This window comes from Peribacillus kribbensis DSM 17871, assembly GCF_000430765.1.
GTDB classification, from domain to species: Bacteria; Bacillota; Bacilli; order Bacillales; family DSM-1321; genus Paraperibacillus; species Paraperibacillus kribbensis.
Genome location: NZ_KE387239.1, coordinates 376,684 through 389,112, shown reverse-complemented (window position 1 = coordinate 389,112; position 12,429 = coordinate 376,684). Strand labels below are relative to the sequence as shown.

Annotated in this window: 9 protein-coding genes; 3 read left to right on the top strand and 6 right to left on the bottom strand. The window is 45.2% G+C overall.

Features of this window, described 5'->3' with window-relative positions:
• Window positions 1-142: 142 nt before the first annotated feature.
• From H539_RS0118000 to H539_RS29010, 3 genes are all read right to left on the bottom strand, one after another.
• A complete protein-coding gene (locus tag H539_RS0118000; protein WP_026694663.1) occupies window positions 143-520 on the bottom strand; it encodes a hypothetical protein in 378 nt (125 codons plus the stop codon).
• A gap of 294 nt (window positions 521-814) precedes the next feature.
• A complete protein-coding gene (locus tag H539_RS32235; protein ID WP_035323101.1) occupies window positions 815-1,000 on the bottom strand; it encodes a hypothetical protein in 186 nt (61 codons plus the stop codon).
• 24 nt (window positions 1,001-1,024) lie between these two features.
• Entirely contained in the window at window positions 1,025-4,519 is a 3,495-nt protein-coding gene (locus H539_RS29010) for a bifunctional 2',3'-cyclic-nucleotide 2'-phosphodiesterase/3'-nucleotidase (RefSeq protein WP_035323098.1), read from the bottom strand.
• A 501-nt stretch (window positions 4,520-5,020) separates the two neighbouring features.
• On the opposite strand from H539_RS29010, the gene H539_RS0117980 reads away from it, so the two are divergent.
• The 3 genes from H539_RS0117980 (at window position 5,021) to H539_RS0117970 (ending at window position 8,781) form a co-directional block, all read left to right on the top strand.
• Complete coding sequence (locus H539_RS0117980; RefSeq protein WP_026694661.1) at window positions 5,021-5,761, top strand: YqjF family protein; 741 nt, start codon at window positions 5,021-5,023, stop codon at window positions 5,759-5,761.
• A 68-nt stretch (window positions 5,762-5,829) separates the two neighbouring features.
• Window positions 5,830-7,113, top strand: coding sequence for a glycoside hydrolase family 18 protein (locus tag H539_RS0117975; protein ID WP_026694660.1), 1,284 nt, complete (start codon window positions 5,830-5,832; stop codon window positions 7,111-7,113).
• Between the two features lie 180 nt (window positions 7,114-7,293).
• The gene (locus H539_RS0117970; RefSeq protein ID WP_026694659.1) at window positions 7,294-8,781 is read left to right on the top strand and encodes an aldehyde dehydrogenase family protein; all 1,488 of its coding nucleotides are present in this window, start codon (window positions 7,294-7,296) and stop codon (window positions 8,779-8,781) included.
• Between the two features lie 112 nt (window positions 8,782-8,893).
• Here the strand turns inward: H539_RS0117970 and H539_RS29005 are convergent, their stop codons facing one another.
• The 3 genes from H539_RS29005 to H539_RS0117955 are packed head-to-tail and all read right to left on the bottom strand — an operon-like array spanning window position 8,894 to window position 12,206.
• Window positions 8,894-10,198, bottom strand: a complete 1,305-nt coding sequence (locus H539_RS29005; RefSeq protein ID WP_051348661.1) for an ABC transporter ATP-binding protein — start codon at window positions 10,196-10,198, stop codon at window positions 8,894-8,896.
• Entirely contained in the window at window positions 10,199-11,248 is a 1,050-nt protein-coding gene (locus H539_RS0117960) for a FecCD family ABC transporter permease (protein WP_035323209.1), read from the bottom strand. It lies immediately after the preceding gene.
• Window positions 11,235-12,206 carry an ABC transporter substrate-binding protein gene (locus H539_RS0117955; RefSeq protein WP_026694657.1) on the bottom strand — a complete coding sequence of 324 codons (972 nt, stop codon included), beginning with the start codon at window positions 12,204-12,206 and terminating at the stop codon, window positions 11,235-11,237. Before H539_RS0117955 ends, H539_RS0117960 begins: the two co-directional genes overlap by 14 nt.
• Window positions 12,207-12,429 lie beyond the last annotated feature (223 nt).

The window sequence follows — 12,429 nt, the reverse complement described above, 5'->3', positions numbered from 1 at the left end:
TAATGCATGGTTTGTTAAAAAAAGCCCTCCTGAAATTATTGGAATTTTCCTTCAGGTTAAATGTCGTATGGGTGTTTCCCGGGCAGTTTTAGCGGAGACAAAAAAAACGCCCTTTTGGCACGGGCGCCTGGATCGTACATGTTTATTTTATAGCTGCGCCCACTTCTTCCCAAAATTCTTGCTGCAGGGAAGCAGACAGCTGGGCAGATTCCTGGATAAGTGTCTCTTGAAGGAGGTCACGATTTTTGTAGAACTCAGGTTCTGAAGATTTATAATAATAGCGGACAGAATTTGCCGATGGGAAGTATTTTTTTCCTGTCTTTAGAAGAAAAGTGACAGGAAGTGAATCTAGCTGCGGTATTTCTTGTTCAGCCTTATGTAGTCTTTCAGCTTTACTATCTCCAGCCGGTTTGTTTAAATCCTTTGTTTCAACAAGTAATGCAGCTTTCTTAAGCATTTTCTTTTGGTGTCTCTTTTTTTTGGATCGTATCATAACGTTTATTGTTTGTATTTCATTCATTTTAAGCTTAAAACTCCTCTTAGATGTATAGATTTAATAATATAAAGTGAAAACTTCCCCGCAAAGTGCCTCACCGCAGGAGACAGCCATTCATCCAGCACTTGTTTTTCAGCCTGCCGGGACGTCAAAACATGATTTTACCATACTGAACGTAACAGTAAAAACAATCCCTAAAATATTATATTAGCATACTATATAAAAAAAGAAAGGATTCGGAGGGAAATTCCACTTATTCACTTATAAAAAAAGATCATTCTCTGATAAATTCGAAGAGAATGATCTATGCTTGTTGGATCAGCTTCTATTTTTTACCTGTGCAGGACGGGGAGTCTCTTCCCTGGTGATCCCGCTTTTATCTTCCCTATCAAATTCTGAAAGGTCTTTTCCTGCACCTGGCGCGGTATGCGGCATAGGCAGCGCATTCAGCTCGTCTCCTCTTGGCATTTTTTCACCTCGCTTATAAAAAAAGAAGAATGGCATATGCCATCCTTCCTTAGGTTTTCCTTACTTGATATTCGTGATGCGTCCTTCAATTCCCGCGGTGATTTTGCCTCCATTGAAAGCAGTCTTGACATAATCCACGAACGCATCAAGATCTACTGCTCCATAAGTGCGGGCCTTATCTTTCAGCACTGTGTAGTTGTCTCCGCCGCTTGCCATGAAGTCATTAACCACGGCTGTATACACTTGCGTATCCTCGATAGGCGTCCCATCTGTTTTAGTCAATTCGACCACTCTCTCTGAGACTGGTTTTGAGAAATCAGCTTTATATTTAAGTCCTGCAATTTGCAGGGTTTTCGGGCTGCCCTCGATAACCCATTGCTGCTGAAGCAGAGTTTTAATGTCAGCACCTGTGAGATTCAGCTTCACAAGAACATTTCCAAATGGCTGAATTTTGGCCAGGTCCGCATAGGTAATGGTTCCCTGCGGAAGATCGGCACGGATACCTCCTGGATTCATGAAAGCAAAGTCAGAGTTCATGCTCCATTTCATTGAATCTGCAATCAGATTACCTAACGGGGCTTCCTGTGTATAGGCATTTTCCCTAGTAATCTTTGCATCTGTTGTTCCAAGCGGCAGGGTAAGCTCTGGGAACATTTTCAGATACTTATCAATAAATTCAGTAGTGCCTGGATCAGGGGTGATCTTTGATTGATCGACTGTTACGATTTCCGCAGACTTTTTCACAATATCCTTTGTGGCTGGATCAATTTCGAGATCGATATCCGAGAAGGCAGTGCCGTATGAGTAAGATTGGACGACAAGCTTATTGTCGATCAGATTATTCAGCTTAGCGTGATTATCGCCCGCAAAAATGACGTCCACTTCATCGTCTACCGCATTCGCAAGATCCGCCACTTCCCCTGTCACTACCCCGTTCTTATCAGAACCCGGATCGTGGGAAACGACGACGATAGATTTTACGCCCTTTGCTTTTAACTCATCAACTGCTTTATTAACCGCTTCAGCCTGGGGAATAAATTCAACTCCCTCGATGCCTGCAGGACTTACCTTTGAAGGAGTCGCGTTGGTAACGACACCAATAAAGCCTACATCCACTCCGCCCACATTTTTAATCACATAAGGATTTAAGATTGGTTGTTTCGTATCCTTGTAGACCACGTTTGCCACAACATAAGGGAATTTCAGCCCTTTAAATGTCACATCAGGATTGGTTGGAGATTTCCCTCCTTTTATTTGTGCCATCAATGTGGCGACGCCTTTATCAAATTCATGATTTCCTACTGTACCGATATCGAATCCCATATCATTCAAAAATTCTAGCGTCGGTTCATCCTGAAGCTTGGAGGAAACTGGAGCGCTCGCTCCAACCGCATCCCCTGCTGTTACTAAAAGAGTATTTTCTGGGTTTTGCGCTTTCCTTTGCTTTAGGTAAGCAGCCAAATAGTCTGCACGGCCCTGCTTGACGCCGCCGAATTCTGATGTGGTATCCAGCTGTCCGTGAAGGTCGTTTATGCCAAGCAGCTGAAGCTTAATGTTCGGTTTAGATAGTTTCAGTTTAAAGATTCCAAAGCCTTGTGCATCGGTTCTTCCGGTATAGGTGATTTTTCCTCCAGGAGCTGTAAAGTCTGCTGCTTTTGGAGAGGTCGTAAATGTGACATTTACATCCTTGTCAATTGGGGCAATTGACCAGTTATTATCGATGGAAGGGTTAATTTCCTTCACTTCTGAAATGTAATCCATCAGGATCTGGCGATTTTCGTCCGGTGAATCATAGACAAACTCACTGCCCTTCACGCCTGGGAAGTTCCCTCCCCCGCCAGCCCGATAATTGTTTGTAACCACGATGAAGTCCTGATTGGGATCGACCGGCTGTCCATTATACTTCAAGTTGATAATACGGCTTGAATCAGAAACCTTAGTGCCATCCTTATCGTAGCGATTCGGTTTTGTTACATCAATCTGGTAGGTTACACCATCGATGACATCAAAGTTGTAAACAGGAAATCCTGAATTTAGAAGAGGCTGTTCTTCAATCTTATTCGGATCAATGGTATTAAACTTGCCGGCTGACATTTCAAGCCATTCTTTGACCACAGAGCCTTTCACTTTGATGGCCTTCAGAGTATTGTCATACAGATAAAGGTCTCCAGCACTGCGGATGGTTAGGTCGCCCGCTTTAATATCTGTATACTCTTCCACACCATTCCTTCCTGCTTTGAATGGGGCGCCGACAGACAAGATTGGCAGGTTTTGATATTCTGGCTTGTTATTTGCGATATATTTTTCGATATACCATTTTTGGGCATTGGTCACGACCTGTACGGATGGATCATCCTGCACTAGGGAAAAATAACTGTGAATCGGGCCAGTCGTTTTTCCGATCGGCGTATTAACATATTTTACGGTTGCATTATGATCCGGCGTTACAGCGTTGACGACTCCTTTGTCATCTGCCACACCGGCAATGCTTCTATTGGAAGACTGCGAGTGTGCTGCTTTCCATTTTCCCTTCACTTTAGCAAAGATCAGGTCGATCAGGCCGAGATTGTTGCCTCCATAGCCTGCCTGGACTGCAGGAATACCATTGATGGTCCCTTTTGCATTATCCACTCCAGGAAGCGGCTTGCCGCTGCTGTCTTTAAATAATGCATCAAGCTTGGACTCATCCGGTGCAGGAAATACCTTATGAGTATGGGAGAAAGTGATTGCGTCGATACCTGGCACTTTGCTGAGCGAATAGACTACATCCTCAGTGTTATTGAGATTGCCGTTGAATCCAGTATGTGCCATTGCAATAACAACATCAGCACCGTCCTTTTTCATTTGAGGGATGAACTTTTTCGCGGATTCTACAATTCCTTTAGTAATGACTTTTCCATCAAGGTTTGATTTATCCCAGTCCATGATTTGAGGAGGAACAAATCCTATATAGCCGATTTTGACCTTTACCGTTTTACCCCTAGAATCTACTACCTTTTTCTCTACTATTTTATAAGGCTTGAACTCATTTTTATCGTTGTTTGGATTTTTATCATGATCATCTTTATAGACGTTTGCATTCACATAGGGGAAGTTCGCATCATTAATGGCTTCGTTTAAATAATCAAGGCCATAGTTAAATTCGTGGTTTCCTAGGGTCGCTGCATCATATCCCAGCTGATTCATAGCCTTATAGACCGGATGGACCTCGCCGGGCTTTAGTGGAGCAATTTTCGCTTTGTATGTACCAAGAGGTGTGCCCTGGATCAGGTCTCCATTGTCAACAAGGACTGTGTTCTTTTTCTCTTTTTTTGCCTGGTTGATCAGTGTGGCTGTACGGGAAAATCCGACTGCACTTGTGGGAGCGTCCTTGTAATAATCATAGGCTAGTAGATTTGTGTGGACATCGGTCGTTTCCATGATCCGCAGCTCAAAAGAATCCGGATGCACCCATTTGTCTTTTTCCTTGGCAAGCGCGGGGATGGAAAGCTGAGTTGAAAAAACTCCTGCGGCAACGGTTGTGGCAACAATCGCTTTAATTTTGTTTTTTTTCATACATCTCTACCTTTCAATGGATTAAGAGCATAGAAAATATAACACACTATTCATTAAGCTAGGGTAAAAGTTTCATACATAATTCGTAAACTATTACATGCTATTTGGATTATTTTAGCGAATTATGCAAAATATAATAAAATTACCTAAAATATTATATATTTTTTTCAGAAAAATCTCTCTCCTTCAGAAGTCCTCTTTTATCGACAAACAAGGAAACTCCCTTTTTGACGGAAAATGCTTAAAAACCTTACTCCGGCAGGTGCCTGACTTCACTCTTCCTTTTTTTGAGAGTTCCCTGCATTTAGGAAAAAAGAACTGGTCCTGGTTTTTTATACGATTAAAAAACTGCAATTTATATAAAAGCCGGCCGGGTAATGATATTGTCGAAAAGTATTTAGGTCCTTAGCAGGACTTTAATAACCCATGTGTGGAAGTTAGCCTTCCCAAGCTTTGAGGTAAGGGATAGATAGGAACGTCTAAAAGTGAAGGTGGGTTTGCATGCATAAAGAGTTCAGCCAGACCTCGCACCGGCCCTACAGCCTGCCGGAGGAGCCGTGGCTGTTAAAGCAGGAATGGAATGACCTGTTATTTCTTCATTGGCCAGTATCTTCTGAAAGCCTGAGAAGCTTGATTCCCGAAGAATTCCAGCTTGATGTATTTAAAGGGGATGCGTGGCTTACACTAACGCCTTTTAAAGTGACCGGCATGAGGTTTCACGGTCTGCCCCCCATTCCAGGAATGACGAGCTATCTCGAACTGAATGTCAGAACCTATGTGAGGTTTAATGGGATTCCGGGTATTTTCTTTTTTAGCCTGGATGCAGATCTTTTCCCTTCCGTATTCGGTGCTAAAACATTTTTTTCCCTTCCGTATAAACTCTCTAAAATGAGCTTTAAGTCCGGAGAAGACTTTTTCTTCAGGAGCAGCCGCAGATTTACCGGAAGGAACCTGCAGAATTTTGCTGCCTTTTATCACCCTGATCATGAAGTCTTTAGACCGGATGAAGGAACCCTGGATCAGTGGCTTCTTGAACGGTATGCTCTTTTCACAAAGCGCGGGGAAAAGCTCTGCCGGGGAGATATTCATCATGTTCCATGGTCCGTCTCCCGCACTGCAGTAAGACTGGAAGAAAACACCCTATTTCCCTGCTATACGGATATTTTTCTCCAGAAGAAGCCCATATGCCACTATTCCCGATTTCAAAAGGTTTTCTTTTTCCCATTGAAGGAAGTGTATTAAATGAACATGTATTGCCAGGTTGCTTCATATGATTGTGATAGCATCTGCATGCTTTTAGGAGGGGGAAAATGCAAATACATGTGGTTTCACGCAATCAAACGGTATCTTCTATTGCCAGGCTTTATGGAGTTACAGCCCAAGCCATCATTTCAGCTAATCAGCTTCCAAACCCGGATGATTTAGTCGTCGGCCAGGCCATGGTAATCCCTATAAGGGGGAGCTATTATTTTGTCAGGAGGGGTGACAGCCTTTGGGAGATAGCACGGCGCTTTGGACTGAGTCCGGCCGAGCTGGCCCGGGTTAATGCGCTTTCCGAATCACAGCCGCTTGCCATTGGCTTACGGCTGTACATTCCTTCCCGCCCCAAAAGGCAGGCAGAATTCAATGCTTATGTCGAACCAAGGGGAACTTCTGTAGCACAAGCACTCATAACCGATGCAAGAAGGGCAGCCCCCCATTTAACATATCTTGCCCCATTCAGTTTTCAGGCACAGAGGGATGGAAGCCTTAAGCCGCCGCTGCTTGATAATTTTCCGGAAATCGCAAGAGAAAACCAGAATGTTTTAATGATGGTGATTACAAACCAGGAGCAGGACCAATTCAGTGATGAGCTCGGAAGAATCTTACTCAATAATATGGAAGTTCAGGATCGTTTTTTAGATAATATCGTATCCACTGCCACACGGCTCGGGTTCCGGGATATCCACTTTGACTTTGAATTCCTTCGGCCCGTGGATCGAGAGGCCTACAATCGCTTTCTCCGCAAGGCAAAAGCTCGCTTCGGCCAGCAGGGCTGGCTGATGTCAACCGCACTTGCGCCAAAAACAAGCAGGACCCAGCAGGGAAGGTGGTATGAAGCCCATGATTACCGGGCACACGGTGAAATCGCCGACTTTGTCGTGCTTATGACCTACGAGTGGGGCTACAGCGGCGGGCCGGCACAGGCAGTATCGCCGATCGGCCCTGTCAGGAAAGTCATTGAATATGCCTTAACTGAGATGCCTTCTTCAAAGATTATGATGGGACAGAATCTGTATGGATACGATTGGACGCTTCCTTTTGTGCAGGGCTCCACTGCAAGGGCTTTGAGCCCTCAGCAGGCAATCTCCCTCGCTGCGCGGGAAAATGTAGAAATCCAATATGACAGCAAAGCACAGGCACCATTTTTTTACTATAATGATCCATCGGGAAAGCGGCATGAAGTATGGTTTGAGGATGCCCGTTCGATTCAGGCTAAATTTGATTTGGTGAAGGAATTGAATCTTAGAGGAATGAGTTACTGGAAGCTCGGGCTCTCCTTTCCACAAAACTGGCTGCTGATAGAAGATAATTTTACAGTCACAAAAAGATAAAATACCCGCTGCGCTCCGGTGCGGCGTTTTATTATGCAATTCATCGCAAAAACTCTGTGAAATTTGTCGAAGAGTTTATCAAAGTTATTTTTTGAATTTTCTGCAATAAGGTATTATACTAATTTCGTAACCGCTTACATTTCTACATAGTCATTTTCTATTTAAGAGGGAGGAATAAAAATGTCCAACGCTACTCTTGAAGTTAACCAAAGGCTCAGCCGATTTTTACAGGGATCCAAAAAATTTTATGTGAATGGTGAGTTTGTAGAAAGCGCCTCAGGAAAGACATTTACTACCCCAAATCCTGCCACAGGAGAAGTTCTTGCGACTGTTTTTGAAGGCAGCGAGGAGGACATAGACCGCGCTGTCCGCGCAGCCAGAAACGCCTTTGATAAAGGAGCATGGTCCAGAATGAGCGCCGCGTCCAGAAGCAGGCTCATGTATAAGCTTGCGGATTTAATGGAGGAGCACAAGGAAGAACTTGCACAGCTGGAAACCCTCGATAACGGAAAGCCTATTTCAGAAACAACTAATGCTGATATTCCTCTGGCCATCGAGCATATGCGCTATTATGCCGGCTGGTCTACCAAGATTACAGGACAGACCATTCCGGTCAGCGGTAACTATTTTAACTACACCCGTCATGAAGCGGTCGGTGTTGTCGGCCAGATTATCCCATGGAACTTCCCGCTCTTGATGGCGATGTGGAAGCTTGGTGCCGCACTTGCGACCGGATGTACCGTGGTGCTGAAACCGGCAGAACAAACTCCGCTTTCAGCCCTTTACCTTGCAGAACTTATTGAAGAAGCAGGATTCCCTCCAGGTGTGGTCAATATTGTTCCAGGCTTCGGGGAAACAGCAGGACAGGCTCTCGTAAACCACCCGCTGGTTGATAAAATTGCATTTACTGGTTCAACTGAGGTTGGAAAGCTGATCATGAGATCTGCTGCCGGCTCATTGAAGCGTGTCACACTGGAGCTTGGCGGGAAATCTCCGAATATCATTCTGCCGGATGCCGATCTGACTCGTGCTATTCCAGGCGCCCTGTCAGGGGTGATGTTCAATCAAGGCCAGGTCTGCTGTGCAGGCTCCCGTGTCTTTATCCAGAAGAAGCATTATGATAATGTCGTAGCAGACATGACGTCCCATGCCCAAAAAATCAAACAGGGTGCAGGACTGGATCCTTCTACCCAGATCGGTCCGCTGGTTTCAGAGGAGCAGCACAACCGGGTTCTTGGATACATCGAAAAAGGGAAAAGTGAAGGAGCGGAAGTGGTTGCCGGCGGAAACAATCCGTACGAGAACGGCTATTTTGTATCACCGACCATTTTTGCTAACGTAAACGATGAAATGACCATTGCGAAGGAAGAGATCTTCGGTCCTGTCATCGCAGCTATGCCGTATGAGGATCTCGATGAAGTAATTGCCCGTGCAAATGCCAGTGAATACGGTCTTGCTGCAGGGCTGTGGACCCAGGACTTAGCCAAAGCCCATTATGTGGCCAGTAAGATCCGTGCCGGTACAGTCTGGATTAACTGCTATAATGCCTTTGATGCTGCTTCTCCATTTGGCGGATATAAATCTTCCGGTATGGGAAGGGAAATGGGCTCATATGCATTGAATAACTATACTGAGGTGAAGAGCGTCTGGGTTTCATTGCAGCAATAATGCGAACAAAAAGGACTGTCCAAATAAGTCCATAAAATAAAGCAGGCGGAGAAAACGAAATATTTCTCCACCTGCTTTTGTTTTGTTCAACTGGTTTCTATCCAGGATTTTATTACAGACTCCCCTTAACGGTGTGACTATGCTCTTGAAGAATTTGGCTCACCCATTTACAGGCATCTTCTAAAAAAACATGCTTCACTTCATCCGGAGGGCTCATCCGGCTTTCTTTTTGGGAAGCGGTACCTATTTCGCCCCCACAGATTGTGTTCCTTCCCCTTTGTTCGGCAATAAAGACTGAAAGATTCATGAGATCCACATCGCTTAACGGGAAATCGGTACTAAAGAATATATTCATTTTGCCTGAGGAAGAGGACAGCAATAGGAGACAATGACTTCCTGAAAGGTTTTGAGCGTTAATACATGTGTCAGATAATCGGGAAGTTTCCCAGCAAATGAAATCCCTATCAGGCTCTTTTTGAGTGCCGCAGAAAATTCCTTCTGCCCATGCAAGACCACTGCCCTTATCCCCCAGTGTGAGTGCTCTAAAAGAGCCGTGGAAGTGGATAGTAATTGAGTACTCATCCCTCTCAATGCTGAAAGGATGTGTTGGGCTTCCGGCCAGAAGGGTCTCCTCCTGGCCGGGCATATACGTTACCAGCATACGATCCAGCTCAGGATGGGGGAAAACATACAGCTGTGTTTCATAGACATCTGACAGGATCCTGTTATCTTCCATCCCAAAGCCCGGCTGCACGCCAGCCATTTTCCCTTTGTGGAGAAGACCTATTTGGTCGGCATACAGGCTGGCAATGTTTAAGTCATGCAGGATGGCGAGTACAGTCAGCTCTTTCTCTCTCTGAAGCTTTTTAATCACATTTAAAACTTCCAGGGTATGCTTAATATCCAAATGATTGGTAGGCTCATCCAGGATGATTAATTCAGGCTCCTGTGCGAGTGCCTTTGCCAGGAGCACTCTTTGTTTTTCTCCGCCGCTCAGGGACATAAATAGCTTATGCCTAAGATGCCGGATACTGGCCAGTGAGAGTGCTTCATCAATTGCAGCCCTGTCCTGTATGGTTTCTTCCTGAAAGAACCGTCTCGATTGGTAGGGATATCTGCCGAGTGCGACAATTTCCTCGACAGTGAAGTCGACCCCAACCTGGTTTTCCTGGCTGAGTACACTCACCTTTTTTGCAAGTTCGAGCGGCGTATATTCAGAAATTGGCCGGCCGTCCAGCAGGACACTGCCGCTCTCTGTTGGCATTATTCCCATCAACAGCCTGATAATCGTGGTTTTCCCGCTCCCATTTGGCCCTATCAGGGCAAAGAAGCTGCCTTTCGTAATCGAAAAGCTGACTTCCCTGACTGTAGGATGCTTTTTATCATATCCACCTGTCAGGCTCTGAACCTTCAGCATTTATAATCCCCTTCTTCTCATTCGTTCTTTAATCAGGAGCACGGTGAAAATCGGCGCTCCAATCAACGCGGTGACCACTCCAATCGGAAGCTCCTGAGGCGAAATAATCGTCCTTGCCGTCAGATCAGCAAGGACCAGGTAGCCGCCTCCTATTAACATGGAAAGCGGAAGTAAATGTTTATGATCGGCTCCGGAAATAAGCCGGACCAAATGAGGGATAACGAGGCCCACAAAACTTACTGCACCTGAAACTGCTACTGCACCCCCCGTTAAAAGCGAGGCTCCGATTAATATCAGTCTTTTTCTCTGCTGAACATTTATTCCGCTGAATTGGGCAGCCTGATCGCCTAATGCCATTCCATTGAGCTCTCGGGTCTGTGTCAGCAGCATAAGAGCTCCTACAATGAAAAATGGAGCGAGCAGACCTGCATCATCCCAGCCCCGCATAGACACACTGCCCATCAGCCAATAAAAAATCTGTTTGACATCTTCTCTTGTGGACAGGGACATCAATAGGGATACAAGGGCTCCTGTAAAAGAAGTCAAAATAATTCCTGCTAGAATAATGGTTTCATTGGCCAGTGTACTGCCTGCCAGTCTGGTGATTCCAAAAACCAGAAGCAGCGCAGCCGCCCCTCCTCCGATTGAGAAAAAAGGAAGCGTAAATCCTCCCAGCCAGACAAAATCCAGCTGAAAATAGATAACCAGCACAGCTCCGAGCGAAGCACCTGATGAAACTCCAATCGTGTAAGGATCTGCCAGCGGATTTCGGAGCAGTCCTTGAAAGGCCGCTCCGGCCAGCGACAAAGAAGCTCCGACCAGGAAAGCAAGAACCACCCTCGAGAACCGTATTTCCCAAATGATCATTTCTGTGCTCTTTGGTCCATGATAGACAGAGAGTGACGTAAGATGCTGAATAATAATCCTAATAATATCAGGAACGGTTATTGAAACCGTTCCTGCGAACACTGCGATAATCATCGAAGCTATCACAAAGATGATGCTCCCGATGTACAAAAGCGTGATTCTTTTACTTTTACTTGAATACATCCGGGTAAACCGCTTTTCCAAGTGCCGCCACTCCCTCTATAAGGCGGGGCCCCGGACGCGTGACCGTATCACTGTTCACATCAAAAACCTGTTTATTTTTCACCGCTGGAACTGCGGCCCACCCTTTGCGGCTCATGACCTGCTCCGCAGGGTTTTTCACATAATATCCATACGTCGTAATAATAACATCCGGATTGTATTTGACTGCTTGCTCTTCACTTACCTTTGCCCATCCCTGCTGGTCCTGGGCGGCATTTTCCGCACCTATGGCATCAAGCATTTCCTGCATGTACGTGCCTTTTCCTGTTGTATAAATCTCTGGCTGCGGGGATACTTCCACCCAAACCTTTTTCTTTTCTTTGACGGCTTTTGCTTTTTCCTTGATTTCAGCCAATTGATTCTGCATATCTTTTACAATGGCGTCCGCCTTTTTAGTTGTGCCGGTCACCTCTCCTACCAGCTTGATGGAATCATAGGCTTCCTTAAAAGAATTTTTGCTGCTGTTAATAATGAAAACGGCAATTCCCGCATCCTGCAATTTTTTTATAACATCCTTATGTGATTTATAATGAGTATCATCAAGTAAAGCCAGGTCCGGCTGCAGTGACAATACCTTTTCCAGATTGATGTCGACTGCTCCTACCTTCTCTTTTTTCGTTACTTCCGGAGGGTAATTATCATAGTCTGATACCCCTACAACTTTGTCTCCGAGCCCGAGAGCATATACAATCTCCGTGGTGCTTGGAGTAACAGAGATGACTTTCTCCGGTTTCTTCTCAATTGTTACCTTCTCGCCTTCATCGTCTGTAAGAGTAACGGGATATGTATCTTTTGTTGTGGCCGTCTCAGACTTTTTATGTTCGTCATGGCCTGCGCCATTTGAGCCGCATCCGGTCAGGATACTTAAGGTTAAAAACAGTAGAGCTGCAATTATACTGACTAACTTGTTCGCTTTCATTCGTTTAATCTCCGTTCTATATTCATTTATTGGCTTGACTAGCTTCCATTACCTGCACATGTCATTCTCCCCTCACTCCTATTTTTCTCCTCCTTCCGTATGCCTGATGGTATATAAGCGCCAGCATGTATGGATGTTTTTCGCCTCTCCATAAAGACAAAAAAGCCCTTGACATAAGTCAAGGGCCGGCCTGCAAAATGAATATCCCGCGTCTTGGCTTATT

Coding starts and splice junctions, on each gene's coding strand:
- H539_RS0118000 (WP_026694663.1), bottom strand. CDS start 520: ATGAATGAAATACAAACAATAAACGTTATGATACGATCCAAAAAAAAG.
- H539_RS32235 (WP_035323101.1), bottom strand. CDS start 1,000: ATGCCATTCTTCTTTTTTTATAAGCGAGGTGAAAAAATGCCAAGAGGA.
- H539_RS29010 (WP_035323098.1), bottom strand. CDS start 4,519: ATGAAAAAAAACAAAATTAAAGCGATTGTTGCCACAACCGTTGCCGCA.
- H539_RS0117980 (WP_026694661.1), top strand. CDS start 5,021: ATGCATAAAGAGTTCAGCCAGACCTCGCACCGGCCCTACAGCCTGCCG.
- H539_RS0117975 (WP_026694660.1), top strand. CDS start 5,830: ATGCAAATACATGTGGTTTCACGCAATCAAACGGTATCTTCTATTGCC.
- H539_RS0117970 (WP_026694659.1), top strand. CDS start 7,294: ATGTCCAACGCTACTCTTGAAGTTAACCAAAGGCTCAGCCGATTTTTA.
- H539_RS29005 (WP_051348661.1), bottom strand. CDS start 10,198: ATGCTGAAGGTTCAGAGCCTGACAGGTGGATATGATAAAAAGCATCCT.
- H539_RS0117960 (WP_035323209.1), bottom strand. CDS start 11,248: ATGTATTCAAGTAAAAGTAAAAGAATCACGCTTTTGTACATCGGGAGC.
- H539_RS0117955 (WP_026694657.1), bottom strand. CDS start 12,206: ATGAAAGCGAACAAGTTAGTCAGTATAATTGCAGCTCTACTGTTTTTA.